Here is a 26,514-nt window from a genome sequence, read left to right as displayed (position 1 = left end):
GCCGGTCACCTCTTCGCCGCGACGGTCGCGGTGACCTGGCCGGGCGTGTCGGCTCGTTCGTGAAGGAACAGAGCGGCCACAAAAGACAGCACACCGGCCGCGCTCATGTAGAGGGCGATGGAAAGCCAGCTTCCCGTCTGATCGAGCAGGAACGTCGCGATGATCGGCGCGAGGCCACTGCCGAGCACCGTGCCCAGCGTGTAACCGATGGACATGCCGGTGTAGCGGACGCCGGTCGGGAAAATGTGCGTGAAGAACGTCGGCATGACCCCGTAGTTGGCGGCGTAGGGGACGAACAACACGAGGAAGCCGATCAGCATGAGCGCCGTGTCGCCGGAGTTGAGCATCGGGAACCACAGGTAGGGCAGCACCAGCATGCCGACGATCCCGGCGAGGAAAATCGGTTTCCGTCCTATTCGGTCGGACAGCCAGCCGAAGAACGGGATGCCGATGATGGTGAGCACGTTGACCGCGATGACGAGCCCCAGCAGCAGGCTGCGGTCGATGTCGAGTTGCTTCGTACCGTAGGTCAGCGAGAACACCGTGCCGATGTAGAAGGTGACCCCGGCCGACAGGTAGGCGAGGCACATCAGTGCCACCAGCGACAGATGGTTGCGCAGGACATCCAGCACGGGAACCTTGCGCACCTTGTCGGCTTTCTTGACCTTCTCGAACTCCGGGCTCTCGCCCAGCTTGAGCCGGATGAAGAGGCCGATTCCGACGAGGACCGCGCTCAGCAGGAACGGAATCCGCCAGCCCCAGGCGTCGAAGGCGGCCTCGGGAAGCTGGCTGACGATCAGGAAGACCAGGTTGGCCAGCAGCAGCCCCCACCCGGCCCCGGTGTTGACGACGGCGCCGAAGAACCCGCGCTTTCGCCCTTCCGCGTGCTCGACACTCATGAGCACCGCGCCGCTGTACTCACCGCCGAGCGAGAACCCCTGCACGAGCCGGACGAGCACGAGCAGAATCGGCGCCGCGACGCCGATCTGGTCGTAGGTAGGCAGAATTCCGATGACGAACGTGGCCCCGCCCATCAGGGTCAGAGTCAGCACGAGCATCGACTTGCGGCCTATCCGGTCGCCGAAGTGTCCGAAGACGACACCGCCGATCGGCCGCGCCACGAAAGCGATCGCGAACGTCGACAGCGCGAGCAGCGTGCCGACCAGCGGATCGAAATCGGGGAAGAACAGGCGATCGAACACGAGCGAGGCCGCCGTGCCGTAGATGAAGAACTCGTACCACTCGACGGTGCTGCCCACGAGGCTGGACAGCAGGACCTTGCGGGCCTGTCCGGGCCGAGCGGAATCGGTCTGTGCACTCATCGCCACCTCCTGGTGGACTCTGCTACTCCGGCGTCGGTGCGCCGAAGAAGTTCGTGATCGTGCCGCGCAGGATCCGTTCCTGTGCTCGCACGTGGGCGATCCGGACGTAGTCGTCGCCGAGAATGTCGCCTTCCTCGGGAACACCGAACATGACGGTCGGCACACCGAGACTGAGCGGTCCGCCCGCGTCGAAGCTGCCGCCGTAGAAGGTGTGCTCGGCGGGTGTGCCCAGTTCTCGCTGAATCGCCGTGTCGAGCGGAGCCAGCAGATCCGCGCTTCCGGAGGGGAATCTCGCAGGCAGCATCGTGACTCCGTGTTCGACGGTGATGTCGCAACCGAAATCACCCAGCGCGGCCACCGTTTCTCCGAGTTGCGCCGCGGCCGCCTCCGGCCGCGTTCCCGGCAGCAGCCGCCGATCGAAGGTCAGCCGGGCCGAGGAGGGAAGCGTGTGCGGCGCGAGTGGCTCGAACACGACCTGGTACGGGATGATCCGTTCGGCACCGAGTTCGGGGTCCACTGTGGTCCGGACTCGTTCGTTGAGCCGCTCGACCGCGCTGAGCACAGCGGTCGCGGCGGCGAAGACTCCGCCTCCTGGGGGCGGAGTGGACGAATGGCTCGCGGTTCCCGTGATGTGCACGCGGAGATCGGCCCTGCCCCGGTTTCCGACACTCACCCCGAAACCGGTGGGAAACAACTGGATCAGCAGGTCGGGCCGCACCGGCAGCGCGGAGAGCATCCCGAGGGAACAGTCGTGGCTGCTTCGCCCCTCGTTGTTGACGCACAACAGCAACGTGCCGTTCGGCGATTCAGGGCTTGCTGCCAGCCAGCGCGCGATGCTGAGCAGTGATGCCTGGTGCACTTTGTTCTGGGTCACGCCCTGACCGAAGACACAGGGCTCGTCGATGCCGTTGCCGACCGGGGTCGCGACGCGGCCCGACCACGGATCGGCCATCAGATTGTGGTGCTGCGTCGGGGTGTAGGCCACGAGCGCGAGGCAGGGGCCTTCGCCGGTGCCGAACCGCACGGCGAACTGATTGCGCGGAAGGTCGATGATGTCGAGCGCGCCGGCTTCGGTGAATCTGGGGCGCAGCCGGTTCTGCACGTAGTCGACGAGCATCGGGTCGTCTGGTTCGATGAGTGTCTCGGCGCCGAGCGGGACGGCCGACGGGATCCTCGCGAGGTCCACAAGGGAGTTCAGCAGCGGGTCGGTCACGACATGCCCCCCACGGTGCCGGTGGTGAACCGAGGGATGATCTCGTCGCCGAAGGTCTCGATCACTTCCAGCGGTAGCGTGTAGTTTCCGACGTGACGCAGATAGAAGCCGGTGGCACCGAGATCGATGGCCGCCCTGATGCGGTCGAGGATCTCCTCGACGGTGCCGAAAAGGCAGAACGCCCGCGAGAACCGCACCGCCATGTCGTCGGTGACATAGCGGGATGCCTTCTCGACGGCGAGATCCCAGTCCTCCGCGTGCACCATGTCCGGGTAGACCTCGGGAATCGCGGGCGGCGGTTCCAGGTCGATCCCGGCGATCCGCAGATAGTCCTGCGCGCCGATACTCGCCAGGTGCAGGCAGATTGGTTTGAGGATCGCGGCGTCACGTTCGATGTCGTCGGTGATCTTGCAGAAGGCGCCGACCGTGAAGTCCAGTTCGGACATGGCCCGGCCTGCCTTCGCGGCTCCGTCCTCGACCGATTTCCAGGTCCCCGCAACGGTTTCGGGTGAGATCCCGGCGAGGGTGAGCACCCCGTCGGCGACCTCGCCTGCCATACCGAGCGATCGCGGGCCGCTCGCCGCGATGTGGATGGCGACCTCACCCGCCGCGTCCCGCAGACTTGCCCGCCGGTTTCCGAAATCGCGCTGCTCACCCGCGAGCAGGGTGCGCGTGGTGGAGATGGCTTCCCGCATCTCGGCGAGCCTGCTGGGGCGCATGCCGAGTGGTTTGACCGAACTGTCCCCCGTCCCGACACCGAGCAGCACCCTGCCGGGAGCCAGTTCGTTCAGCGTGTTGGCCGCGGAGGCGACGACACTGGGATGCCTGGTCACGAAGTTCGTGACAGCCGAGGCGAGCCGGATGTGCTCGGTCCGGTCGGCGGCAAGCGCCATCGTGGCGAACACGTCCCGCCACAACAACTGGGAGTCGGCGATCCAGGCGGTGTCGAATCCCTTGCGTTCGCTCAGCGCCACGGCCTCGGCGACCTCGCGTGCCGAAGTGCACGGCGGAAACCGCACTCCGAAGGAGACAGGCTGGTGGCGCGTGGTGGTGGAAGGCATGCGGCATCGGCTCCTGAGACGTACGAATGCTCGGCAGTGCTCGGGTTTTCTGGCCGGAAGTCCTCACCGGCGAGGGGCTCATGAGGCCCGGACGGGCGCCTCGTCCGGATGCTCGTGCGGCTACGATGGTCGTGTTCCGGTAGCACGGTGAGCGAAAGGTTAGCCACTTGTCTGACATGAGTCAACTGACAGGATGGGACGAGGTCGGCACTGGCAGCGGGCTGGCGGGCTCGCTCTCCCGGCGCCCCCTCCCCGACGTCATCGCCGAGCGCATCACGGCGACGATCGCCAACGGTTCACTCAAGCCTGGGCAACGGCTGCCCTCCGAGCCGGAACTGGCCCGGCAGCTCCAGGTGGGGCGCACTTCGCTGCGCGAAGCCCTCCGGCAACTCTCGACCCTCGGCGTCATCGAGGTCATCCGGGGCAAGGGCACGTTCGTACGCGAACCACCCGCCGACGACCCGACCACGCAGTACGTCCGGTGGAGCGTCGCCAAGGGGTTCGCGCTGACGGAACTGCTCGAAGTCAGGATCGGACTTGAGACGACGGCAGCGGGACTGGCCTGCGTGCGCGCCACCGACGAGGAGCTGGCGGAGCTCCAGGCCCTGCGCAGAGCGCACGACATCGCCGCGACCGACCAGGTCGGCCAGCTCGTCAAGACCGACGAGGACCTGCACGACGCCATCATCCAGGCGGCCCACAACACCGTACTGACCAGCATGTATCAACCCCTGGTCCCGGAAATGTCCGAGTTCCGGCATCGCACGCTGAGCCTGCCCAAAGCGAAGCAGCGATCCGACGACCACGGCTACATCGTCGACGCGATCAGCCGCCGCGACCCCGTCGCCGCACGACAGGCCGTCGCGGGGCATTTGTGGATCTTCTACCAGGAGGTCAGAGCGGTCGCGCAGCCGACGGGCGCCCTCATGCCCGACAGCGTCGACACCTTCATCTGACCGGTCCGGTTTCCCTCCCGGGTTGACATGGCCTTCGAACGGAGTTTAGATAACCAACAGGTTATATAACCGATTGGTTTTACAGATGGCGACCGACCCACTGAGCATCACCTTCGCGGCACTGGCCGATCCGACCCGCCGGACGATCCTCGCCCGGCTCATGGAAGGGCCCGCGACCGTGAAGGAACTGTCGGAACCGTTCGAGATGACCGGGCCCGCGATCTCCAAACATCTGCGGGTACTCGAAAGGGCCGGCCTCATCACGCGAGGGCGCGAAGCCCAATGGCGGCCGTGTCTACTGGACGCGGGACCGCTGAGGGAGGTCACCGAATGGGCGGAGCCCTACCGCAGGTTCTGGGACGCCTCCTACGCACGGCTCGACAATTATCTGCGCGATTTACAGGCAAAGGACGAGAATCATGGCGAATGATCTCGGCACCACCCACTACACGACACCGTCGGACACCGAAGTCGTCATGGCCAGAACGGTGGGCGCTCCGCGCCCGCTGGTCTGGGACGTCTGGACCAATCCGGAACACGTACCGCACTGGCTGACCGGGCCGGACGGCTGGCTCATGCCGGTCTGCGAGATCGATCTGCGTCCCGGCGGTTCGTGGCGCTATGTCTGGCACAACCCCGAAACCGGCGGAGAACTCGAAGTGCACGGCGCCTACCGGGAGGTGTCCCCGCCGGAACGATTCGTGACCACCGAATCGTGGGGTCCTGAATGGCCGGAGACCGTCAACGTCTACGAGTTCGCCGAACAACACGGCACGACCGCGATCACGATCACCGCGCACTACCCGACGAAGGCGGCGAGGGACGCCGCCATCGCGACCGGCATGGCCGACGGAATGGCCATGTCCTACAACCGCCTCGCCGACTACCTGAAGGAGCTGCGATGACCACGAATGGCTTACTGGAGAACAAAACGGCGCTCGTCTATGGTGGAGCGGGCTCGATCGGCAGCGCCATGGCGCGCGCGTTCGCGGAGGAAGGCGCCCACGTCTTCCTCGCCGGGAGGACACTGTCCACTCTGGACGTCGTCGCCGACGACATTCGCGCCAAGGGCGGCGAGGCGACCAGTGCCGTCGTCGACGCGCTCGACGAGCAGTCGGTGCGGTCCTTCGTGGACGGTGTGGCCGACCAACAGGGGCGCGTGGACATCTCGGTGAACGTCATCGACATCGGCGACGTGCAGCGGCCGATCGACGATCTGAGCGCCGAGGAATTCCTGCAACCGATCGTCACCGCGACGCGGACACAGTTCCTGACCGCGAGCGCGGCGGTCAAGCACATGCGCAGGCAGGGATCGGGCGTCATCATCATGTTCGGCGGCTCGGGCGGCAATCCCATGACCGGTATCGGAGGACTCACGGTCGCACTCGACGCCGTCGAGGGATTCCGGCGACAGTTCTCGGTCGAGTTCGGCGGCGCCGGGATCCGGGTCGTCACGCTCAAAACCGGTGGTATCGCCGAATCGCTGCCCGCCGACTTCCCCGGAAGAGACGAACTCGAACAGAGCCTGGAGGACATGACGATGCTCCGGCGCACCGCGACGTTCGCCGACGTCGGCAATACCGCGGCGTTCGTCGCCTCCGACAAGGCGGCCACCATGACGGCGGCGACGGTCAACATCTCCTGCGGAGCACTCGTCGACTGACGCCTGCCGACGGCCCGAGTGCGGAACTCGACGGCCTGGGCGGGCGACTCGCGCGAGGCGGCAAGGGGGCGTGGCGGTTCAGCGTGGCTTCGTTGGCGGGCTGGAGCACCCACCGGTGGGCGGGAAGGGAACGACGACGACGGTGATGTTGTCGTTGCCACCGAGTTCGATGGCCAGCCTCGTCAGCTCGACGGCCGCGGTCATCGGCGCGGTACCCGCCGTGCGCTCTTCCGCTCCGCGCTCGAAGGACGAAACGGCCGTGTTCACGAGGTCGTGCAGTGTTCCCGCTTCCGGAACGTAGTTCCACAGCCCATCGCTGCACAACAGCAGGTAGCCGGGTTCAGCCGGGGTGATGGTGGCCAGTCTCGGCGCGGCCGTCGCCGCGTCGGCGCCGATCCAGCGGGACAGCGCGTGCGCCTGCGAGACCGAGTACGCCTCCACCTCACTCATGCCCTCCGCCATCAACTCGGCCGCGACGGTGTCGTCGGCGGTGAGCGGACTGGAGGGCTTGCCGAGCCAGTAGGCCCTGCTGTCCCCGACCCAGCCGACGGTCGCGGTGCCGTCGGCAACGACGACGGAAACGTAGGTACAGGACGGCGCGATGCCCGGCGCGTCAGGTCTCGCGAGCGCGGCGACGGCCTCACTCGCCGCGCTCACGCCTGCCGAGGTCGCCGCCTCGTCGCCGATGCCGTCGAGGACACCTTCGACGAGGGCGGTCAGCGCGGCGTCGGCGGCGGCCTGTGACGCGCTGTCGGCTCGTTCCGACGTGGCCACCCCGTCGCAGACGACGGCGACGACGGCTTCCTGGCGATCAGGGGTGTTCACGACGGCGAAGGCCATCGAGTCCTCGTTGCGGCTCCTGCGCGTTCCCCTGTCGCTGACGCCCGCGACGAAGCCGAGGTCGTATTCCATGCGGTCTCTTCCCGAAGGCTGCGCCCTTCCGCAGTCGGCGCAGAATCCGTCCGGATCGAGCTGGGCACTGCCGCAGGCGACGCAATCGGTGGAGCTGACCCGCCCTTCCGGCCCGCCGAGCGGGGTACGGCACACGAGCAGGCTGCCGCCGCAGTCCTGGCAGAACCGGTCGGCGGCGCCCACCGGTTCCGCGCAATGCGGGCAGGCCACGACCTGCTGGATGCTGCCTGCTGCTTCGTCGGTCATCTGGAGCCACGTCCTCGGCCTGATCTGGTCGGCGCTGTCGACGAGCGCGATGCGGTCGAGCGTGCCGCGCGGTCCGGCGGCCGGTTCACGCCGAGGCCCGCCACGCCGACAACGACCTTGCTGGTGGTACTCACCGGCACCCGTCCCCTGCTTGCTGGACAGTCACAAAGCACGCCACCTTCCCTGACCGCACCTGCCGGGCGAAGGCAACACTAGCCGCTCGGCCCCGGCACCGAACCTCGGTTTCCGATTAATTCTCGTCAGCGCGCATCCCAGCGACCTCGGCGACCGATACGTGATCGAGATACAACCGTCTCACCGCAGTTACCCCCACGTGTCCTTTGTGGACTAAAGGTGCTCTCCGGTCCGGTGGCCCAGGTCGTGTCCGCCGCGCACGGCAAAGGATCATCAGAGACGACCTAGAGTGGTCCGGTCCGCTGATCGACACCGACTTCCCGGGGGCATCATGCCGCAGAACCACGGCGTACTCAGGACGACCGCCGACTTCGCGGGCCGCTGGTTCGCCCTGCTCGTCCTCGTCGCCGGCGCGGCCGCCCTGTTCGTCCCCGAGCAGGCCGCGGTCGTGACCGACTACGTTCCGCTGCTGCTCGGCATCATCATGTTCGGCATGGGGCTGACCCTGCGGGCCGCCGACTTCGCGCTCGTTCTGCGCCGGCCGCACCTCGTGCTGCTCGGGCTCACGGCGCAGTTCCTGATCATGCCGCTGACCGCGTGGGGAATCAGTTCGCTGCTCGGGCTGTCCGGAGCGCTGCTGATCGGCATGGTGCTGGTCGGCTCCGCCCCCGGCGGAACGGCCTCCAACGTCATCGTCTACCTCGGCAGGGGCGACGTGGCCCTCTCGGTGACGCTGACCTCGATCGCGACCCTGCTCGCGCCCGTGCTGACCCCGCTGCTCGTGTTGTGGCTCGCCGGTTCCGGACTTCCCGTCGGGTTCGGCGACCTGTTCTTCTCAATCGTTCAGGTCGTGCTGATCCCCGTCGTGGCGGGTCTGCTCGTCCGCGCCGTCGCGAGCCGGTTCGTGGAACGCGTCCTGCCCTACCTTCCGCTGGTCTCGGTGGTCGGCATCATGGCGGTGGTGTTCGGGGTCATCGGCTCCAACGCCGACGCGGTCACCACGAGCGGCGCCGTGCTGGTGCTCGCCGTCATCCTGCACAACGGAGCCGGTCTGCTGCTCGGCTACGCGGCGGCAGCGGCCTTCCGCGTCGACGTGCGCGCGAGGCGAGCCATCAGCATCGAGGTCGGCATGCAGAACTCCGGCCTCGCCGCGAGTCTCGCCACCGCGCACTTCGCGCCGCTGGCCGCGCTGCCCGCGGCGTTGTTCTCGGTGTGGCACAACGTGTCCGGCGCGCTGCTGGCGACGTACTGGGCACGCACGACACCACGGAACGACGAACTGGCCGACCGGTGAGGCCCCGCGAGAACGCCACCCTCGCCGGCGTCGGCGTTACGGGCGGTGTCATGGGCGCGCTGCTCGGCGGAGGCACCGGTTCGGTCACCGTGCCCGCGCTGGACCGGCTGACCTCACTGGGCAGGGTCACCATCCACGGCACGTCGACCATCGCCAACATCTCGGTCGCCGCCGTCGGCGCGACCGTCTATGCCGCGCGAGGCGGCGCTGTCGATCTCGGGACGGGGATCCCGTTGATGGCGGGCGGAATCGCGGGCGCGGTGTTCGGGGCGAAGCTCGTGCTGCACATTCCCGAACGCGCGCTGCGGGTGCTCTTCGCCGCCGTACTGCTCGCCTCGGGCGGCAAGCTGCTGCTCGACGCTCTCGGCGTCGGGCTCGCCTCCGGCTCCGCCGTCCTTCCCGACGGGCTTCGTGACAACCCCGCCGTCGTCATCCCGTTCACGGTCGCGCTGGGGATGCTCGTCGGGGCCTGGTCGTCGGCGATGGGTCTCGGCGGCGGCATGCTCACCGTTCCCGCACTGGTCCTGCTCTTCGGCGTCGACCTGCACACCGCCGTCGGAACCTCGCTCGTGGTGATGCTGCCCAATTCCATTGCTGGTGCGCTGGCGCACCTGCGGCAGCGCACCGCCTCCGTGCCGGTGGGGCTACGGGTCGGCGGTGGCGCGGCCATCGGTGCCGTCGGGGGCGCGTTCCTCTCACTGGCCCTCGACGAGCGCGTTCTCGGGCTATTGCTGGGAACCTACTTGTTGCTCATGTCCGGACGGGAACTTCTTCGGCTGCGTCGTCGCTAGCCGAGCCACCGTGGCTCGTTTCCGTCGCGAGTGGACGTTCCTTGATGAACAGGCAGATCACCAGCGAGGCGAGGAAAAGCGGGGCTAGGTAGAGAAAAGTCGGGGTCAGCGAGTCGGCGTAGGAATCGACGAAGAAGTTCCGCAGCCCCTCGGGGAGACTGTGCACGAACTGCGGGGTGATCGCGTTCGGATCGACCTGCCCCAGTTCACCCGCACCCGTCCGCAGCTCTTCCGGCATGTCCCCCAGCCGCTCGGTCAGCCTCGCGACGAAGATCGACCCGAACACGGCGGTGCCGATCGAGGCACCGATCTCGCGGAAGAAGTTGTTGGTCGAGGTCGCGGTACCGACGTCCTTCGAAGGGACGGCGTTCTGCACGACCAGCACGAAGACCTGCATCATCGAGCCGATGCCCGCGCCGAGTACGAACATGTACAGACCCGACTGCCACACCGGGGTCTCGGCGGTCATGGTGGCGAGCAACAACATTCCGGCGAAGGCGATCGCGCTGCCCGCGATCGGATAGATCTTGTACTTGCCGGTCTTGGTGATGAGCTGGCCGGACACGATCGTCGTGATCAGCAGGCCGCCCATCATCGGCAGCATCAGCAGTCCGGAGTTCGTGGCGTTCTCGCCGCTGACCATTTGCAGGAACGTCGGAAGGAACGCGGCGGCGCCGAGCATCGCGAAACCCACGATGACACTGGCCACCGTGGACAGCGCGAAGACGGAGTCCTTGAACAGTCGCAGCGGGACGATGGGCTCGGCGACCTTGTTCTCGACGTAGACGAACAGCACTGTCGAGACCACGAAAGCGACGCTGAGCCACAGGATCACCGGCGAGGTCCACGCGTAGTCCTTGCCGCCCCAGCTCGTCACGAGAATGAGACAGGTCACCGCGATGGCCATGAACGCGGAGCCGACGTAGTCGATCTTCGGTTTGCCCACATCGGACTTCGGCAGTTTCAGGGTCACGATGGCGACGATGAGCGCGATGGCGCCGAGCGGAAGGTTGACCCAGAAGCACCAGCGCCAGTCGAGGTGATCGGTGAAGAAACCACCGAGCAGCGGGCCGCCGACCGAGGAAAGACCGAACACCGCCCCGAAAAGACCCATGTACTTGCCACGCTCGCGGGCGGGTACGACGTCGGCGATGATCGCCTGCGCCAGAATCATCAGCCCGCCGCCGCCGAGCCCCTGCACGCCTCTCGCGAAGATCAGCATCGTCATGCTTCCCGCCAGCGCGCACAGCAGCGAGCCGACGAGGAAGATGGCGATGGCCGATACGAACAGGTTCTTACGGCCGATGAGATCGCCGAGCTTGCCGTACAACGGCATCGCGACCGTCACGGCGAGCAGGTAGGCGGTGATCATCCACGCCTGATGCTCGATTCCTTGCAGTTCACCGACGATCGTCGGCATCGCCGTCGACACGATCGTCTGGTCGAGCGAAGCCATGAACATCGCCAGCATGAGCGAGGTGAAGATGGCGCCGATCTGTCTCTTCGTGAAGGCAGGACCGGCTGAAACGGCTGTGGACAACGATCTCTCCGTCGATGAGTGAGGCCGCGCGGGAGCGCGGCGGATCCGGTGAGGCTCAGCGTTGAGCGTGGGCGGCGCGCTGTACCGCCGCCTCGGTGAGACGGCCCGCGTTCTCGACCGCCGTGCGCAGGTATTCGTGGAAGGGATGCTCGCCCTCGGCGAGGATCCACCGCTGGAACGCGACCCGCATCAGCGCGGTGACCATGGCGGCGGCGACCTCGGCCTGTGGCCACGGCGATTCGGCACCGCAGCGATGCTGGAGCTGCCGAGCCAGCTCGCATTCAGCCTTCTCGAACGCCCGCAGCTGCTGCGGGATGAGCTCCGGGTAGCGCTCCATGAGCTGGTGGTGCGCGGTGACGTCGGCGAGTTCGACCGGCTTCTCCTCGCCGTTGTCGAGCAACACCCCGAGCACGGCGCCCGCGAGGTCGGCGGGTTCGATACGGGCTGGCAGCGCCGCGAGCACCGAGTCGATCCCATCGCCGACGTCGATGATGAGCGAGGCTTCCTTGGTGGGAAAATGGTTGAAGAACGTTCGCTGCGCGTAGCCCGCCCTCACGCAGATCTCGTCGACGGTGACGTGTTCGAGCCCGTTGGCCAGCACCAGGTGCAGGGCCGCGCGACGCAGATCGTCGCGGGTCTGGTGCTTCTTGCGCTCACGAAGGCCGGGCGAGTTGGCTGTTCCCACGTCCGCAATGATTGCAGAAACTGCAAGCTTGCACAAACTGCCTCGAAAAGCCGTGGGGCCGGTGCACCGCACCGGCCCCACGACAGTGATCCGCGATCAGCTCAACGCGGCCTCGATGGCCGCAACGACCTCGGCTGATTCGGGCTCGGTCGTCGGCCGGAAGCGCGCGAGCACGGCGCCGTCACCGCCGACGAGGAACTTCTCGAAGTTCCACCGCACGTCGCCTGCCTCGCCGTCGGCGTCGGGATGCCCGGTCAGCTCCGCGAACACCGGGTGCCGCCCCTCGCCGTTGACGTCGACCTTCTCGAAAACGGGAAAACTGACCCCGTAGGTCGCCGAGCAGAACTCCGCGATCTCTTCCGCCGAGCCCGGTTCCTGCCCCGCGAACTGGTTGCACGGGAATCCGGCCACCGAGAAACCCCGGTCAGCGAAACGCCGCTGCAACCGCTCCAGGCCCTCGTACTGCGGGGTCAGCCCGCACTTCGACGCGACGTTGACGACAAGCAGCACCCGCTTGCCGAGCCCGCCAAGCGTGGCCGGCTCACCGGACAGCGTGCGCAGTTCGATCTCGCCAATGGTCATTCGCGTGCCTGCCTTTCCTCTACGGTGCGGAGAGAATCCACAGTGGACGTTCCGCGGCGGTCCCGGCGGCTTCCCATTCCCGCGAGCATACTCAGGCCGCCCGGACGCTCCCACGAAAGCTGACGCGCCCACGGTGGTGGCAACGACACGAGCGGGCCCTCAGCACCCGTTATCGTGTCCCGCCCGGATTTCACCTGACCACGGAAAACACCCGAGGTGAGTCGGATTCAACTGCTACTCGTCGTCGTCTGCGCGATCACGGTCACCGCGATCGCCAACCGCCGTGGACTGCAACCGTCGCTGGTGGTCGTCGTGCTCGCCTCGGCGATCTCGTTCATTCCCGACCTGCCCCGGTTCGCGTTGCCCGCCGACCTGATCCTCGGTGTCGTGCTGCCGCCGCTGCTGTACTCGGCCGCGCTGAATCTCTCCGTGGTGAGCTTCGCGAGAAACCTCAAACCCATTCTCACCCTCGGGGTCGGTCTCGTCGTGGTGTCGACGCTGGCGACAGGGCTCGTCGCGTGGTGGGTGGTTCCTGGGCTCGCGCTGGCTCCGGCGCTGGTGCTCGGCGCCGTGGTCGCCCCGCCGGACGCCGTGGCCGCGCTGGCCGTCGGCCGCAGGCTCGGCCTTCCCAAACGGCTCATGGCGATACTGACCGGCGAAAGCCTCGTCAACGACGCGGCCGCGCTCACCATCTACACCCTCACCATCGCGGCGGTGACCGGCAACCACGAACTGTTCGACGACAACCCGCTGCTGCTGTTCGGCTACGCCGCGGCCGTCGGCGCGCTCCTCGGGTACGCGCTCGGCGTCCTCGTGCACTGGCTGCGGCAACGGCTCAGGGACAGCGGCCTGGAAACCGCACTCGGACTGCTCGTGCCCTTCGCCGCGTACCTGCTGGCGGAAGAGGTCCACGCTTCGGGAGTGCTCGCCGTGGTCGTCGCGGGCTTCACCCTCGGTCACCGGGACATCCAGACCGGTTTCGGGACCCGGCTACAGGCTCGCCAGGTGTGGGCGAGCCTGGATGCCCTGCTTGAGGCCTTCGTCTTCGCCTACATGGGGCTGCAATGCAAGTTCGTGTTCGCCGACCTCGCGGGGGAGATCTCCTGGCAGGTCTTCACCCTGTCCGCGCTCGCCGTGCTGGGCACGGTGCTGCTGATCCGGCCGGTGTGGGTCTTCGTCGTCTTCGGCCAGAACCGCCTGCTTCGCGGCTGGCTCGACCGGCGCACACGGGGCGAGGCCAGACCGAGGACCTCGTGGCGCTACATGACGGTGATCTCCTGGTCGGGGATGCGCGGCGTGGTGACGATGGCCGCGGCGGCCGGTGTTCCGGCGATCACCGCCTCCGGTGACGCCTTCCCCGGAAGGGAGGTCATCGTCGCGCTCGCCTTCGTCGTCGCGGTGGGTACCCTGCTGATCCAGGGTCCGACGCTGCCACCGTTGATCCGCGCGCTGCGGATATCGGCTCCCCGGGAACAAGAGGAGGAAGCCGAGGCGACCCAGACCGCGCGCGGGATCGAGCGAACAGCCGCCGAGCAGCGGCTGCGCAGCATCGAAAGCGACCCGCCTGAGGGCGCCGACCCCGCCGTGCTCGCCAAACTGGATCGCAGGCTGGCGGCCGCGATCGGGGCTCACCGAGCGGCCGACGACCGCGACGCCGACACCGAGCGCGACGCCGCGCGCATGCAGGGCGCGCGCGAGACCATGGTCGCCGTGCGCAGGGCGATACTGGCCGCGCAGCGGGAAGCACTCGCCAAGGCACAGCGCACCGGCCAGCTCGACGACGAAACGGTGAGAAGGGAACTGGAGCGCCTCGACTACGAGGAAGCCGCGGCAGCCGCGCAGTAACCTCTCAGCCGAGCTCTTTGTCGACGAAGCACCAGCGCCAGGTCTCCCCCGGTTCGAAACTGCGCATCACCGGATGCCCGCCCTCGCGGAAATGCGCGCTCGCGTGCTTGCGAGGCGAGGAGTCGCAGCAGCCGACGTGCCCGCACACCACGCACATCCGCAGGTGCACCCACGTCGTGCCCTCCGCGAGGCAGTCGAGGCAGGAGTCCGCCGACGAAGGGCGCACGTCGCCGTAATCGGTGGTCAGGTGCTCGCAGTTGCCCGCCGTCGCGGCGGGAGTGCGCAGCTCACGGCCGGTCTCGTTGTCGTCGTCACGGGTGCGGTCGAGCATGGATTCCTCGATGTCCAGCCGGCTCAGTACGCGGCGCAGCACCACGTCGTCGGCTCGTCGCGCGTCCCTGGATTCCAGGAAACGCTCTCGTTCGGCAGCCAGCATCTCCAGCCGCAGCCGCCGGTAGATCTCGCTGGGCGTCTCCCCTGCCCCACCTTGCGTGCCGAGTTGCTCCCACGCGGCGTTCGAACGGTGGCGCACGCGATCACGCAACCGCTCGATCACGTATTCAGGGTCCCCCGGCCGCCGCACCTGGTCCAGTCGTTCGTAACCCGCACGGGCCATGTCGTCGAGCAGCGCCGCCTCCTGTAGAGAATCCTCGGCCGGATCGGGCCTCGGCAGGCGCAGCGCCCGCACCAGCGACGGCAGGGTGAGGCCCTGAACCAGCAGGGTGCCCGCGACGACCACGAACGCGGCAAACACCAGCACCGCGCGTTCCGGGGTGTCGGCAGGCAGCACGAACGCGGCGGCCAGCGTCACCACACCGCGCATTCCAGCCCACGACAACACCACCGTGTAGCGCCACGGCCAGGCTTTCCGGCCGAGCAGCCTGCTTGCCGCGCCGATGGCGAACATCCAGGCGAAGCGCAGCAGAATGGTGGCGGCGAGCACCACGGCGCAGACGAGGGCCAGCGTGCCGGCGGAAAGATCGCTGCGCGCCACCTCCGTCAGGATTCCCCTCAGCTGGAGGCCGATGAGCAGGAAGACGATGTTCTCCAGCAGGAATTGGACGGTCTGCCAATTCAGCCTTGTCGCCAGCCGGGAGGAGCCGGTGAGCGTGCGCGGCGCGTTGTGCCCGATGAGCAGCCCGGTGATGACGACGGCGAGCACCCCTGAGCCGTGGACGGCCTCGGCGGGAACGTAGGCCACGAACGGCAGGATGAACGAGAACGCGGTGTCGGCGACCGGGTCGGCAAGCCGGGCGCGCAACCGCGCGCCCGCGAATCCCACGACGAGGCCCACCAGCGCACCGGCCCCCGCCGCCAGCAGGAAGTCGCCGCCCGCCTGCCAGATCGTCACCGAACCGCCGATGGCCGCGATGGCGGTACGCAGCGCCACCAGCGCTGCCGCGTCGTTGAACAGGCTCTCGCCCTCCAGCAGGCTGACCAGCTTGCGCGGCATGCCGACTTTTCTGGCCACCGCCGTGGCCGCGACGGCGTCGGGAGGGGCGATCACCGCGCCGAGCGCGATACCGGCCGCGAGCGGAATGCCGGGAATGACCAGCCAGGCGAGCACGCCGACACCGAGCGCGGTGAAGATGACCAGGCCGATCGACAGCAACGCGATCGGCCCGCGATTGATCCGGAAGTCGACCAGTGAGGAACTGATCGCCGTCGCGTAGAGCAGCGGTGGCAGCAAGCCGACGAGCACCACCTCGGGCGGCAGGTGATAGTCGGGGACGCCGGGAACGTAGGACGCGCCGACGCCGACCACCACAAGACACAGCGGGGCTGGCCAGTCCAGCCGCTTCGCCACCGCTGTCACGGCGAGCACCGCGATGACGAGCCCCACCAGTTCCGCGGCGATGTGCATTCACCTATCTTGGCTCCTTGGCGCGCCGATGAGCAGCACGAACCGCGCCCGTTGGACGTAACAGCGCTGGTACAAGCGGTTATAGTGGCCAGGTGAGCAGCACCGGACCACTCTCCTCGCGGGAGGCGCACGACGCCGACCCCACCGAGTACAGCCACTGGCGCCCGCTGCGGATTCTGCTGAAGGCCATGGACGACGACATCGCCCGGCTCTACGCCGAACGCGGGGCGGCGAACATCCGGCCCCGGTTCACCAAGCCGCTCATCCGGTTGAGCCGCAGGGGCCCGATGACGATCCGCGAACTGGCCGAGGCGCTGGAACTCACCCATTCCGCCATGAGCCAGACGGTCGCCGCGCTGCGCAAGGAAGGATTCGTCACCACCGAACCGGGACCCGATGCCCGCACCCGCGCCGTGGTGCTCACCGAGCGCGCCGAGCGGATCATCCCGTTCCTCGAAGCCGAGTGGCTGGCAACCGAAGCCGCCGTCGCCGAGCTTGAGTCCGAAGTGCCTTACTCACTCAGCCAGGTCGTCGCCGACCTGACCTCGGCACTCGAACGGAAACCCTTCCGGGAGCGCATCGAGGACCGGATTTCCGATATGGATCTTCCGGTCGATCCGTCTACTTGAGACGGTGGGGACGCCGGAAAAGGTGTCGATGTCTCGGCGACTGACGGATGCGGGTGCCTGATGCCGGGACGCGAAAGCGGAACTCGATGGGGCGGGCGCGGAACTCGCCGACCTGAGTGCGGAACTCGCGCGCCTGGGTGCGGAACTCGACGGCGTGGGCGGGGGACTCGCGGGGTCAGGCTCCGCCCAGCCGCCCACCCGACTTGCCCCTGCGCAGGAACTCGCTCGCCTCCAGGTCGAGCACGCGGTGCGGAATGTTCCGCTCACGCAGCGCGGCGCCGCCGTGCTCCGTGGTCAGCACGGCCCCGCCGCTGCCTACGACCCGCTCGCCGTCGAAGATCACCGCACCCGCCGCGATCGTGAACCGGACCTCGCGCCGTCCACGATCGACACCGACGATGTCGGCATCGGCTCCGGGGGCGATACTTCCCTTGCCGGGGATGCCGAACAACGCGGCGGGAGCCCTGCTGGTCTTGTGCGCAAGCTGCGCAAGACTCAGGGCGCCGAACTGCACGAGCGCGAGCCCCTGGTCGAGAATCAGGTTGCGCCAGTACCCGCCGTCGGACGAAATGGCGTCCACGACGAACTCACCTGCCCCCTCGTACCGCAGCGTGCCGTCGGCCGCCGTGCGCGCGCTGCTCTGCATGAAGCCGGAAAGCCTGCGGTTGACCGGAAAACACAGGCTCGTGTGTTCCGGATCGGCCTCCCACACCGCCCTGCCCTCGTCGCCGGTCACCGGGGTCGCCGCCACCGCGTCCTGGCGAAGACAGTAGGCGAACCCGTCGGCGAAAGCGGCGAGCAGTCCTCTGCGCTCGGGCGGGTAACCACCGAGCCGCAGGCAGTTCACCACGATGTGGTCGGTGAACCGGTCTCCCTCCATTGCGCCCACGCACAGGTTCAGCGGCGCGAGATGCGCCTCGCTGACAACCTGCGGATGCTCGCTCAGCCATCGCAGCGCCGTGGTGTTCTCCTCGACCAGGTCGAGGACCGCGCCTCGCAGGTAGGCGTTGGTGTGCGCGAGGTGCAGCGGCTTGCCATCGGCCAGTTGCAGCGCTTCCCGCATCCCGTCGAGATTGCTGCCGTTCGCGGTGGTTCCGGCATGGAAGGCCACATAGCAGCCGGCCTGTTCCCCTTCGGCGATCGCGTGTGCCGAGGCGTCGGGGCTGCTCGGGAAATGCCCGCCGAGCAGCTTGATTCCGATGGCGCCTTCACGCAGCGCGCTCGCCACGTCGTCGGTGATGCGCGCGAGCGGCGTGCTGTCGGTGTAGGCGGGAAGTCCTTGCAGGCCGAGGATGGTCAGCCCCGCCGAGGAGGCATGCCATTGGTCGAGGACCGTCTCGAAGTCGAAGAACTCGACCGCGGTCGTCACCCCTGCCCGCGCCAGCCGTTCGTGCGCGGGCGAACGCTTGGTGACCCTGTCACCCGCGGCGAGATCGGTCAGGTGCACGTGACTGTCGACGACGCCGGGCAGCAGCGTGAGTCCCGACGCGTCGATCTCCCGCAGTGCTCGCGTGGCGATCTCCGGTTCGACGGCGACGATCACGCCCTCCCGGATCGCGACGTCGCGAACCCCTTGGTCACCGTCGGCGTCGACGACACGGGCATTGCGGATCAGCAGGTCGAGCGCGCCGGGCATGGTGACGTCCTCCGGGGAAACTACGTGGACCACATGACTTTCCGGACTCGCGGGATTCGCACGTGTTGCCAGGCGAACCGGCGGGTGCCGTGCGCCGAAGGCTACGGCAACCCCGGACAACGATGCAACAATACTTGCGAGGCGTATTGCTTACGCAACTCACTAAGGCTAACGTCGCGGCCCAGTACCGCGTCCAAGGGAGACACACGATGTCCGAAGTCAAGCAGGAGCGCCCTGCCAGCGAGGATCGCACGCGGCGGGCCGCGACGCTGACGAAGGCTCGGGGCGGTCTCGTCGCGGCCGTACTGCTCGCGAGCCTGCTGATCGGTTTCACCGTCGACGGCCCCACCCTGTGGGGGCTGGCACCGATCGCCATCTACGCGGTGCTGGTCCTCGTCGGACTCGACATCATGCTCGCCTCGGTCGCGGCACTGGTGTCGGGCTTTCTGTTGCTGCACATCGACCCCATCGACGCGGCCGGAATGCTCGGCGACGCGCTCGGCACCGAGATCGTCGAAATCGGACTGATCATCATGCTGGGCGCGGGCCTGGGCGAAGTACTCACCCGCACCAAGGGCGCGACCCACCTCGTCCGCATGATCGTCGACCGGTTCGGTGTCGACACGGCCATCAGGGCGCAGCTCAGCATCATGATCGCCTCGGCCGTACTCGTCATCGCGCTCGGCACGCTCATCGGCGCGTTCGCGATCGCGGCACCCATCGTCATTCCCATCGCGGCGAGGCTGCGCTTCACCAAGTCCGGCACCGCGCTGATGATGTTCATCGGTGGCGCCTGCGGAATGTTCGTCGCTCCCTTCGTCGGTTCCATGGTCGCCATCAGGGAGTACTCCGGCATCAGCTACCCGGAATACGTGCTGACCGCGGGCGGTCCACTTGCCATCGTCTGCTTTGCCGTCGGGTTCGCCGTCATCCGCTACTGCCAGCGGCGCCCCGTCTCCGACGACGACTTCTACGACGACTCCGACATCACCGATTCCACAGAGGAGCTTCCGAAAACCGCGCGGCACAGCACCATCGCGTTCCTGCTCACGTTCTCCGTCCTGGTCGTCTACGGAGTCATCACGCGCGCCGGAACCTCGTTCGCCGTCGTCGCGCTGATCGTGATGGCCGTGGCGACGGGAGTCGCGGCACGGATGCCGGTCAACGACGTACTCAAGGCGATCTACACCGGCTGCGGCAAGCTCGTCGACATGTTCCTGCTGTTCTGGATGCTGGCCGCGCTACTGGCCGTCGTCGAGGAACTTCGCCCCTACGACGTGTTGCTGGAACGCTTCGGTGACGACCTGAAAGCATTGGGAGTGTTCGGTTTTCTCGTCGTCGTGGCCTTGATCGGCTGGCTGGGAATCTCGGGAGCCTCGGCGGCACAGGTGATCGTGATCGACAGGGTGTTCGGGCCGACGGCGGCGGCGCTCGGCGTTCCGGTTTCGGCGTGGGCCGTGGTGTTGCTGTGTTCCTGCCAGGCCGACACGTTCGGCCCCTTCCCCGGGCCCAACATGATCTCTCCCATGGCGTTCGCGCGATCGACCGCGCTCAAACGGATGATCTACTGCGGCTGGATACTGTTGTCGGCATCGCTGGTGGTCTATGTCGTGCAGCTCGCCGTGCTGTCCTGAGGCACCCCGCACTCCGGCCGCGGTTACGATGCGGGGTATGCCGCCCCGCGCCGCCGACCGGCCATCGCTGAGCCGTGAGCGCATCATCGCCCACGCGCTTGAGCTGATCGACAAGCACGGCATCGACAAGATGTCGATGCGCAAGCTCGGCGCCGAACTCGGCGTCGACGCCATGGCGATCTACTACCACCTTCCGGACAAGGCCGCCGTGTTCGACGGCGTCGTCGAGGCGGTCTACGAGAAGGGCGACATCGGCAGCGTCCCCGACACCGGGAGCTGGCGCGAGCAACTCACCGGGATGATGCGGCGCCTGCGCGCGGTGTTGCGCGAGCACCCGAACACGGTGCCCATCGTCGGCACCCGGCCCGTGCACACGCCCCGAATGCTGGCGGCCAGCGACGCGGCGCTGGCCAGATTGCACCGCGCGGGACTGCCGCCAACACACTCGCTGCTGTTGTTCCACAATGTCCGCGCCTACACCATCGGACACGTGCTCGCCGAAGTCGGCACGCCGGTCGGCGGACCGAGCCGCGCAGGCAACGATCTCCCCTCCGCGCTCGGCTCCGGCTATCCCGACCTCACCGCGGCGGCCAAAGGCGGCTATCACCCCGACGAACACTACGAATCCGGGCTTCGTGCCCTGCTCGACGGCTACGAGCGCATGCTGGCCGAGTCGTGACTCACCTGGCGAGACCGTCGAGGGCCGACCGGAGCGCCGCGGCCCATTCCCCTGGATTGTCGAAATAGGACAGATGATGTCCCGGGAACACGGTCGGCTCGACACCGAGCCGCTCGGCGAGAACCGGTACCGTGCGGGCATAGTACCGGTCCTGGTCCAGCGATTCCCCGCCCGCGGCCAGGACGAAGGGAACCCCGCCCGCCTTGATGGCCGCGCTTGAGGGCACATAGTTGACGAAGGGCAGCATCTCCTGCCGGATGAAATGCCGCTGATTGTCGCCGGACCTGGCGGAGAACTCCGGCGGAGCGCTGAGGTAGGCGCGCGGCGGTACGCCGACGCCGAGGGTGAACTCCAGCATGGCGACGCCCGCTCCGAGTTCGAATGACCGCTGATAGACGTCGGCGAAGTGACTCAGCCACCGATCACGATCCGGCAGCACCCTGACGGTCGGCGGTTCGTGAACGACGGCTCCCCGAACCCGGCCGGGGTTCCGCTGGATCAACTCAAGCGCGACGATCGCGCCCGCGCTGCTGCCGAACACGAGACCGGAGGAATGCCCTTGCGCCTCAAGCACGGCCACCGCGTCACGAGCCTGCTGAGCGACGGTGAACGTGCCGGGCTCGCGCTGGACGCTGCGTGAGCTTCCTCGCCGGCCGTAGGTGATGACCTGGTAGTTTTCGGCCAGCGCCGCCCGCACCTTCCCGTAGTAGGCCGCGTCACCGCCACCTCCGGCGATCATGAGCAGCGGCGGCCCCTCCCCGGCGACCTCGTAGTAGAGCCGGTTTCCCTCGGTCAGAACATATCCACTGTGGACGGACGAGGCATCGGCGGTGTTCGGGTCGGCACCGGACAGCGTCGTACCGAGCGGGATCACCAGCCCCGCGAGCATCGTCACGACGACGAGAATCCGGGGCAGCGCCCGCTTGTTCCGTTCCGCCGCGAGCAACACCACGGCCGAGGCGATCCCCAACGCGGCCAGCGGGACGATCAGTTCGAAGGGCCTCGGCGGCACGTGTGGCACCACCAGGTAGTGGAGCGCGGTCACGGCGGCCAGCGCCGCGACGCACGGCGGTCCGGTCAGCGACACCTTTCTGGTTTCGCCGGCCGGGCGCATCGTCGCGACCCGCATGAGACGCGGCAACGTCGTCGCCGCTACCAGAATGGCTGGGACACCGGTCAGCAAGCCGAGCAGCGGTTTGTCGCCGGGAACGACGAACCAGCCGAAATCACCCCACACCACGATATTCGCGAGTATCGCGCTCGCGACGGCTAAGGCGCCGACGACGAGCGCGATCCTGGCGGTACGCGCGCTCTCGGCGGCCTTCCCCGCCGAGTCGCGCTTCGCGACGCGACCGGCGAGCAAGCCGAGGAGAGTCCACAGTCCTACGGAGCCGACGACCGAAGGCAGGTCGAGACCGAACAACATTGACACGAGCGCATCCTCCGGAAGACCAACGACCGACCAGCCTTACTCTACACTGTAGAATAGCTGACGATCGCCGGACAACGCGCTCCGGCAGGGACGGTGCGCCCGTCAGCGCGTGACCCGGTTCGCCGACCGGGCCGCCGCGAGCGCTCCTTCGGCGGCGAGCAGCGCGCTGTTGATCGCGATCTCACCCCGCATCCCCGGCGCCGCGACCATGTCTCCGGCGAGGAAAACGCCGTCACCCCTCGCGATCGCGGGCCGGTCCCGCCACGTCTGGCCCGGCAGGTCGAGCGCACCCGTCCTGCCCTTCGCGACGGCCGAGCGCTGCCAGGTCACCCGCTCACGCCAGCCGGGCACGACGAGTTCGGTCAGTGCTTCGAGCCGTTGCCTCGCAGCGGCGTGACTCTCGCCTTCGCGCACCGGGAGGTCGAGCTGGAACAGCGATTCACCGGAGGGAGCAACGGTCGGATCCTGCATCGAATAGCTCTCGTGAAACCCGCCGCCGTCGAGGTCCCATGCGAGAAAGTAATCCCGCTTGTCCTCTCGCACGGCAAGATCGAGCATGACGCAGTGCCCGCTCTGCCAGCGCAACGACGAGTCGCCGAGCAGCGCGCTCGCCGAGGAAAGCTCGGTGGCCACGATCGTCGGTTCGCCAGGTACCTCGGTGATCCTCGAACCCGGCTCGACACGCACACCCAACTCTTCCGCCCTGCGAACGAGATTGTCTATTACGGACTGCCAGCCGCCGATCACCCACCGGACGGCGGGTGGTTTCAGGACGAAGACCCTGCGCAGCAGTTCCCACACGAACGCGGCGGAGAGTCTGCCGGTGTCCGCGTCGTAGGTCACCACGCCGATCGCGTTCGCGGCGACGCGCGCGGTCTCCTCACCGAAGCGCTTCGCCGCCCAGGTGAAGAAGTCGACGTCCACCGGGGCGCTGGCGCCCCGGTGCAGGAACATCATCTTGGCGAATCCGGGCGGCGGCACTCTGCGCGCGCGACCGTCGCGCACGAAGCCCATCCTGATGGCCTTGCCGACTGGCGGGCGGCCGAGATCGCCGACGAGGCCGCGTTGCTCCAGCCAAGTCCAATGTGGTCCGTCCGCGTAGAACACGTGCGCGCCCTCGTGCGAGACATACGGTGGCGCGGTGGCACGCCCTCGCCCGCCGAGGGTCGAATGGGCCTCGTGCAAGGTGACCGAGGCGCCGTTCTCCGCGCAGGAAATGGCCGCGACGAGACCGGCTATGCCTCCGCCGACGACGGTGATCCGTGGCGTCGTACTGTTCGCCATTCGCCTTCCTTCCCCGTAGTACTGCCGATACGTCATGGACGAGACGGCCGGGGCGAATGTGACAGGGAGCGGCGAGAAGTTCGAAATCGCAGGTCAGGGGCGATGAGCGCGGGCAGGGCGGAATCGAGAATGGTTGCCAACGGTCGTTGGCCTCGATTGTCCTTGCCGGCAGGACGAACCGGGCTAGCTGCCGGTGGTCGCCTTGCGACGGGCCTTCACGGCGGAACCGAGATTGCCGGTGAGGTAGTACTGCAACACCGGGGACACCGAGGACACGACGGCGTCGAGATTCATCTTGACGACCGGCGAGAGCGGGACGACGTAGCGGGTGAGGGCGAGACCGAGCAGCTGCGAACTCACGAGACCCGCCCTGCGCGTGCCATCGGCGCCGGTTCCGATGCGGCGCCTGACGAACCGGGCCACCTGGGTGTCGAAGATCGTGCGCATGTGCTCGGCGGCGACGCCGTTGGTGGCCGCCGAGCGAAGCAGCAGGATGATGGCCTCATCGGAGGGGTCGCCTTCCCAGCGGGTGAGGAAGTGCCGGGCCAGTGGCTCGCCGAGCTTGTTGGCCGGAACCTTGGGAACCTCGTCGAGGTGCAGTTTCACGTCGACGGCCGCGCTGAACAGCCCGGCTTTGCTGCCGTAGTAACGCATGACCATGGAGGGATCGATGCCCACTTCGGCGGCGACCGCGCGGATTGTCGTGCCGTCGTAGCCCTGCTCCGTGAGCAGCTTCCTGGCTGCCGAGAGGATCGCCGTGCGGGTGGGTTCTGATCTCTCGGTGAACGCCATGGCGACGAGTGTAGACCAATTGGCGGTCAGCCCGAATGCTCCAAAATGGTGCCGGAGCACGCGTCGTTCGCTGCCGAGAGTGCTGTCCGACCAGGGGTGGGCGACCGCATGGGTCCGGTTGTGTGAGGGCGGTTGACTGGATGGTCGCGCGGGAGGGGTGGGCGGTCCGTCACGTCCGGGTCAGGCCATCCGGCCAGTCGCCGGTAGGTCATCGGGGTCAGGTCGCCCGACGCGACGCCGACCGGCTCACCGTGCCGCGAACGGACATTTCGAACACACCCGGCAGGCCGTCCGGTCCCGAGTGCGGAACTCGCGCGCCCGGATGCGGATCTCGCCGTCCTGAGTGCGGATCTCGCGGGCCTGGGCGCGGGACTCGCGGGCCCGTTCGTCCACCATGGATTGGCGTTGTCACGGCGTCACGATGTCGAAACCGGGGTCCGGTGTGGTGAGCAGCGCGCGCAGCCGGTCAAGCACCGCGAGATCACCGTCGTGGTCGACACCCGCCGTGTCCCCGTTCGCGATCAACCCGAGCAGCGCCGGTTTCGTCAGCGTCAGCGTCAGCCCCGCTTCGCCGTCGGCTTTCCGGTCGAGCGGCGCCCCTCGGTGGGTGAGCACGCCATTGCGCAGCAGAATCCGGTACCGCCGCCGTTCATCGGTCAGCTCGATGTCGATGACGAGGTGTTCGTCCCACGCTCGCGGGCCGTCGACCCGGATGGCGATCGAATCCAGCAGCTGTTCGACCGTCAGCGCCATCATCATCTCGGGATCGCCCAAGGACAACGACGCCGGCGCGGCGCCGTGGCGCAGCTCGGTCGCCGCGCTGAGGTAGAAGTTGCGCCACGTGCCGTTTTCGGCACCGGCACCGAGCTGGTCGTAGACACCTGCCAGCTCCTCCCTCGCCGCGCGGTGGTCCGGTTCGGCGAAGACGACGTGGTTGAGCAGAGTCGCCGCGAACCGCGGATCACCGGCCGCCACGTACCCGCGCGCGGTGGTGAGTGTCTGCTCGACCCCGCCCATCGACTCCACGTATCTCGCCGCCTGTTCGGCGGGCGGATGCTCCCACAGATGCGCGGGATTGCCGTCGAACCAGCCGAGGTAACGCTGATAGATGGCCTTGACGTTGTGATTGAGTGACCCGTAATAGCCCCTGGCGTGCCAGGCATTCTCCAGCGCGGGAGGCAGCCGGAGCGCTTCGGCGATCTCCGGCCCGGTCAGCCCTTCGTTGAGCATGCGCAGCGTCTGGTCGTGCAGGTAGGCGTAGAGGTCACGCTGGGTGCTCAGGTACTCGACCACGTTGTCCGCGCCCCAGGTCGGCCAGTGGTGCGAGGCGAAACTCAGGTCGAAGCCACCGGCGAAGTAGTCGATGGCCTCGTCGAGGTAACGGGCCCACACTCGCGCGTCGCGCACCAGCGCTCCGCGCAGGGTGAGCACGTTGTGCATGTTGTGGGTGGCGTTCTCGGCAAGGCACAGCGCGCGGCGATCGGGGAACAGGAAGTTCATCTCGGCAGGGGCCTCGGTGCCGGGGGTGAGCTGGAAAATCATGTGGACACCGTCGATCCGCTGTTCTTGCCCGGTGTGGGTGATGTCGACGGTGGGCGCGATGAGACTGACCGAGCCCGTGGACGTCGTCATCCCCAATCCGCAGCCGATCTGCCCGGCAGGCCCCTTCGGAAGCTGATCGCCGTACATGAACATGGCCCTGCGCGTCATCGCGTTGCCCGCGTACACGTTCTCGCTGACCGCGTGCTCCAGGAAACCCTCCGGCGCGATGATGGGGACACCGTCCTCGCTGCCCTCCGGCAGCACTCCCCTGGCCCCTCCGAAGTGGTCGCCATGCGAATGGGTGTAGATCAAGCCGGTCACCGGGCGATCTCCGCGATGTTCGCGATAGAACGCGAGTGCCGCCTCCGCGCATTCCACCGAGATCAGCGGGTCGATGACCACGACGCCGTGTTTGCCCTCGACGAGGGTCATGTTCGAAAGGTCGAACCCGCGCACCTGGTAGATGCCGTCGGTGACCTCGAAGAGTCCCTGTTTGGCGCAGAGTTGTCCCTGCCGCCACAGGCTGGGGTGGGCGGTGTCCGGACAATCCTGGTTCAGGAAATCGTAGGCGTCGTTGTCCCACACCACCCTTCCGTCGGCCGCCTTGATCACACCGGGAGAAAGCGCGGCGACGAACCCCCTTTCGGCGTCGTTGAAATCTTGGGTGTCGGCGAAGGGCAGCGCACTCATGGCTCACTCCGTTCGGGACCTCGGTACCGGCCATTCCCCCGTTTTCCTTGCTCCAGCCCAGTAGAGCAGCATCCGGATGGCCACGCA

The 26,514-nt window shown here is 67.6% G+C and carries 23 protein-coding genes; 10 read left to right on the top strand and 13 right to left on the bottom strand.

What is annotated here, in order from left to right; all coding sequences use genetic code 11:
- Positions 1-5: 5 nt before the first annotated feature.
- From BAY61_RS09900 to BAY61_RS09890, 3 genes are read right to left on the bottom strand one after another with little or no spacing between them, the layout of a single operon-like run.
- A complete protein-coding gene (locus tag BAY61_RS09900) occupies positions 6-1,322 on the bottom strand; it encodes an MFS transporter (protein WP_091795412.1) in 1,317 nt (438 codons plus the stop codon).
- A gap of 22 nt (positions 1,323-1,344) precedes the next feature.
- Complete coding sequence (locus tag BAY61_RS09895) at positions 1,345-2,535, bottom strand: M20 family metallopeptidase (RefSeq protein ID WP_091795410.1); 1,191 nt, start codon at positions 2,533-2,535, stop codon at positions 1,345-1,347.
- On the bottom strand, positions 2,532-3,596 hold the full coding sequence (locus BAY61_RS09890) for an LLM class flavin-dependent oxidoreductase (protein ID WP_091795407.1): 1,065 nt from the start codon (positions 3,594-3,596) through the stop codon (positions 2,532-2,534). Before BAY61_RS09890 ends, BAY61_RS09895 begins: the two co-directional genes overlap by 4 nt.
- A gap of 176 nt (positions 3,597-3,772) precedes the next feature.
- On the opposite strand from BAY61_RS09890, the gene BAY61_RS09885 reads away from it, so the two are divergent.
- The 4 genes from BAY61_RS09885 to BAY61_RS09870 all read left to right on the top strand — a co-directional run bounded on the left by BAY61_RS09885 (position 3,773) and on the right by BAY61_RS09870 (position 6,215).
- Positions 3,773-4,552, top strand: a complete 780-nt coding sequence (locus BAY61_RS09885) for a FadR/GntR family transcriptional regulator (RefSeq protein ID WP_091795405.1) — start codon at positions 3,773-3,775, stop codon at positions 4,550-4,552.
- An 85-nt stretch (positions 4,553-4,637) separates the two neighbouring features.
- Positions 4,638-4,982, top strand: a complete 345-nt coding sequence (locus BAY61_RS09880; RefSeq protein WP_091795402.1) for an ArsR/SmtB family transcription factor — start codon at positions 4,638-4,640, stop codon at positions 4,980-4,982.
- Positions 4,972-5,457, top strand: coding sequence for an SRPBCC domain-containing protein (locus tag BAY61_RS09875; protein ID WP_091795400.1), 486 nt, complete (start codon positions 4,972-4,974; stop codon positions 5,455-5,457). Before BAY61_RS09880 ends, BAY61_RS09875 begins: the two co-directional genes overlap by 11 nt.
- A complete protein-coding gene (locus BAY61_RS09870) occupies positions 5,454-6,215 on the top strand; it encodes an SDR family NAD(P)-dependent oxidoreductase (protein WP_091795398.1) in 762 nt (253 codons plus the stop codon). The genes BAY61_RS09875 and BAY61_RS09870 overlap by 4 nt, the downstream gene beginning before the upstream one ends.
- Positions 6,216-6,293: 78 nt before the next feature.
- Here the strand turns inward: BAY61_RS09870 and BAY61_RS09865 are convergent, their stop codons facing one another.
- On the bottom strand, positions 6,294-7,373 hold the full coding sequence (locus BAY61_RS09865; protein WP_091795395.1) for a PP2C family protein-serine/threonine phosphatase: 1,080 nt from the start codon (positions 7,371-7,373) through the stop codon (positions 6,294-6,296).
- 466 nt (positions 7,374-7,839) lie between these two features.
- On the opposite strand from BAY61_RS09865, the gene BAY61_RS09860 reads away from it, so the two are divergent.
- A complete protein-coding gene (locus tag BAY61_RS09860) occupies positions 7,840-8,802 on the top strand; it encodes a bile acid:sodium symporter family protein (RefSeq protein ID WP_091795393.1) in 963 nt (320 codons plus the stop codon).
- Entirely contained in the window at positions 8,799-9,593 is a 795-nt protein-coding gene (locus BAY61_RS09855) for a sulfite exporter TauE/SafE family protein (protein ID WP_245865953.1), read from the top strand. Before BAY61_RS09860 ends, BAY61_RS09855 begins: the two co-directional genes overlap by 4 nt.
- Here BAY61_RS09855 and BAY61_RS09850 read toward each other — a convergent pair.
- From BAY61_RS09850 to BAY61_RS09840, 3 genes are all read right to left on the bottom strand, one after another.
- Positions 9,553-11,133, bottom strand: a complete 1,581-nt coding sequence (locus BAY61_RS09850) for an MDR family MFS transporter (protein ID WP_245865951.1) — start codon at positions 11,131-11,133, stop codon at positions 9,553-9,555. The two genes, BAY61_RS09855 and BAY61_RS09850, sit on opposite strands and share 41 nt — an antisense overlap.
- Positions 11,134-11,188: 55 nt before the next feature.
- A complete protein-coding gene (locus tag BAY61_RS09845; protein ID WP_143021308.1) occupies positions 11,189-11,818 on the bottom strand; it encodes a TetR/AcrR family transcriptional regulator in 630 nt (209 codons plus the stop codon).
- Between the two features lie 96 nt (positions 11,819-11,914).
- The gene (locus tag BAY61_RS09840) at positions 11,915-12,400 is read right to left on the bottom strand and encodes a glutathione peroxidase (RefSeq protein ID WP_091795387.1); all 486 of its coding nucleotides are present in this window, start codon (positions 12,398-12,400) and stop codon (positions 11,915-11,917) included.
- A gap of 216 nt (positions 12,401-12,616) precedes the next feature.
- On the opposite strand from BAY61_RS09840, the gene BAY61_RS09835 reads away from it, so the two are divergent.
- On the top strand, positions 12,617-14,245 hold the full coding sequence (locus BAY61_RS09835; RefSeq protein WP_091795384.1) for a Na+/H+ antiporter: 1,629 nt from the start codon (positions 12,617-12,619) through the stop codon (positions 14,243-14,245).
- Positions 14,246-14,249: 4 nt separating this feature from the next.
- Here BAY61_RS09835 and BAY61_RS09830 read toward each other — a convergent pair whose 3' ends face one another.
- Positions 14,250-16,109: a Na+/H+ antiporter gene (locus BAY61_RS09830; protein ID WP_091795381.1), complete on the bottom strand. Its 1,860-nt coding sequence runs from the start codon at positions 16,107-16,109 to the stop codon at positions 14,250-14,252.
- 92 nt (positions 16,110-16,201) lie between these two features.
- Between BAY61_RS09830 and BAY61_RS09825 the strand changes: the two genes are divergently transcribed.
- Positions 16,202-16,738: a MarR family winged helix-turn-helix transcriptional regulator gene (locus tag BAY61_RS09825; RefSeq protein ID WP_476742277.1), complete on the top strand. Its 537-nt coding sequence runs from the start codon at positions 16,202-16,204 to the stop codon at positions 16,736-16,738.
- 175 nt (positions 16,739-16,913) lie between these two features.
- On the opposite strand, the gene BAY61_RS09820 is transcribed toward BAY61_RS09825, so the two are convergent.
- Positions 16,914-18,374 carry a dihydroorotase gene (locus BAY61_RS09820; RefSeq protein WP_091795378.1) on the bottom strand — a complete coding sequence of 487 codons (1,461 nt, stop codon included), beginning with the start codon at positions 18,372-18,374 and terminating at the stop codon, positions 16,914-16,916.
- 209 nt (positions 18,375-18,583) lie between these two features.
- Here BAY61_RS09820 and BAY61_RS09815 point away from each other — a divergent pair, with 209 nt between their 5' ends.
- Together BAY61_RS09815 and BAY61_RS09810 are read left to right on the top strand one after the other, a co-directional pair.
- Positions 18,584-20,008 carry a Na+/H+ antiporter NhaC family protein gene (locus tag BAY61_RS09815; protein WP_091795375.1) on the top strand — a complete coding sequence of 475 codons (1,425 nt, stop codon included), beginning with the start codon at positions 18,584-18,586 and terminating at the stop codon, positions 20,006-20,008.
- A 37-nt stretch (positions 20,009-20,045) separates the two neighbouring features.
- The gene (locus BAY61_RS09810) at positions 20,046-20,687 is read left to right on the top strand and encodes a TetR/AcrR family transcriptional regulator (protein ID WP_170140051.1); all 642 of its coding nucleotides are present in this window, start codon (positions 20,046-20,048) and stop codon (positions 20,685-20,687) included.
- A gap of 1 nt (position 20,688) precedes the next feature.
- On the opposite strand, the gene BAY61_RS09805 is transcribed toward BAY61_RS09810, so the two are convergent.
- From BAY61_RS09805 to BAY61_RS09790, 4 genes are all read right to left on the bottom strand, one after another.
- A complete protein-coding gene (locus BAY61_RS09805; protein WP_091795370.1) occupies positions 20,689-22,113 on the bottom strand; it encodes an alpha/beta fold hydrolase in 1,425 nt (474 codons plus the stop codon).
- A 108-nt stretch (positions 22,114-22,221) separates the two neighbouring features.
- A complete protein-coding gene (locus tag BAY61_RS09800; RefSeq protein WP_091795367.1) occupies positions 22,222-23,403 on the bottom strand; it encodes an NAD(P)-binding protein in 1,182 nt (393 codons plus the stop codon).
- Positions 23,404-23,586: 183 nt separating this feature from the next.
- Positions 23,587-24,195: a TetR/AcrR family transcriptional regulator gene (locus BAY61_RS09795; protein WP_091795363.1), complete on the bottom strand. Its 609-nt coding sequence runs from the start codon at positions 24,193-24,195 to the stop codon at positions 23,587-23,589.
- A 408-nt stretch (positions 24,196-24,603) separates the two neighbouring features.
- Positions 24,604-26,427, bottom strand: coding sequence for an alkyl/aryl-sulfatase (locus BAY61_RS09790; protein ID WP_091795360.1), 1,824 nt, complete (start codon positions 26,425-26,427; stop codon positions 24,604-24,606).
- Between the last annotated feature and the right edge of the window lie 87 nt (positions 26,428-26,514).

Source organism: Prauserella marina, from assembly GCF_002240355.1.
Classification (GTDB): domain Bacteria; phylum Actinomycetota; class Actinomycetes; order Mycobacteriales; family Pseudonocardiaceae; genus Prauserella_A; species Prauserella_A marina.
Note: the sequence above shows the minus strand (reverse complement) of the source record. Positions and strands in the feature narration are given on the sequence as shown.

Bases quoted from the DNA above. Each gene is read 5' to 3' on its own strand.
- BAY61_RS09790 (WP_091795360.1), bottom strand. From the start codon at position 26,427: ATGAGTGCGCTGCCCTTCGCCGACACCCAAGATTTCAACGACGCCGAA.
- BAY61_RS09885 (WP_091795405.1), top strand. From the start codon at position 3,773: ATGAGTCAACTGACAGGATGGGACGAGGTCGGCACTGGCAGCGGGCTG.
- BAY61_RS09900 (WP_091795412.1), bottom strand. From the start codon at position 1,322: ATGAGTGCACAGACCGATTCCGCTCGGCCCGGACAGGCCCGCAAGGTC.
- BAY61_RS09840 (WP_091795387.1), bottom strand. From the start codon at position 12,400: ATGACCATTGGCGAGATCGAACTGCGCACGCTGTCCGGTGAGCCGGCC.
- BAY61_RS09810 (WP_170140051.1), top strand. From the start codon at position 20,046: ATGCCGCCCCGCGCCGCCGACCGGCCATCGCTGAGCCGTGAGCGCATC.
- BAY61_RS09870 (WP_091795398.1), top strand. From the start codon at position 5,454: ATGACCACGAATGGCTTACTGGAGAACAAAACGGCGCTCGTCTATGGT.
- BAY61_RS09805 (WP_091795370.1), bottom strand. From the start codon at position 22,113: ATGTTGTTCGGTCTCGACCTGCCTTCGGTCGTCGGCTCCGTAGGACTG.
- BAY61_RS09880 (WP_091795402.1), top strand. From the start codon at position 4,638: ATGGCGACCGACCCACTGAGCATCACCTTCGCGGCACTGGCCGATCCG.
- BAY61_RS09820 (WP_091795378.1), bottom strand. From the start codon at position 18,374: ATGCCCGGCGCGCTCGACCTGCTGATCCGCAATGCCCGTGTCGTCGAC.
- BAY61_RS09830 (WP_091795381.1), bottom strand. From the start codon at position 16,109: ATGCACATCGCCGCGGAACTGGTGGGGCTCGTCATCGCGGTGCTCGCC.
- BAY61_RS09865 (WP_091795395.1), bottom strand. From the start codon at position 7,373: ATGACCGACGAAGCAGCAGGCAGCATCCAGCAGGTCGTGGCCTGCCCG.
- BAY61_RS09795 (WP_091795363.1), bottom strand. From the start codon at position 24,195: ATGGCGTTCACCGAGAGATCAGAACCCACCCGCACGGCGATCCTCTCG.
- BAY61_RS09890 (WP_091795407.1), bottom strand. From the start codon at position 3,596: ATGCCTTCCACCACCACGCGCCACCAGCCTGTCTCCTTCGGAGTGCGG.
- BAY61_RS09875 (WP_091795400.1), top strand. From the start codon at position 4,972: ATGGCGAATGATCTCGGCACCACCCACTACACGACACCGTCGGACACC.
- BAY61_RS09860 (WP_091795393.1), top strand. From the start codon at position 7,840: ATGCCGCAGAACCACGGCGTACTCAGGACGACCGCCGACTTCGCGGGC.
- BAY61_RS09815 (WP_091795375.1), top strand. From the start codon at position 18,584: ATGTCCGAAGTCAAGCAGGAGCGCCCTGCCAGCGAGGATCGCACGCGG.
- BAY61_RS09800 (WP_091795367.1), bottom strand. From the start codon at position 23,403: ATGGCGAACAGTACGACGCCACGGATCACCGTCGTCGGCGGAGGCATA.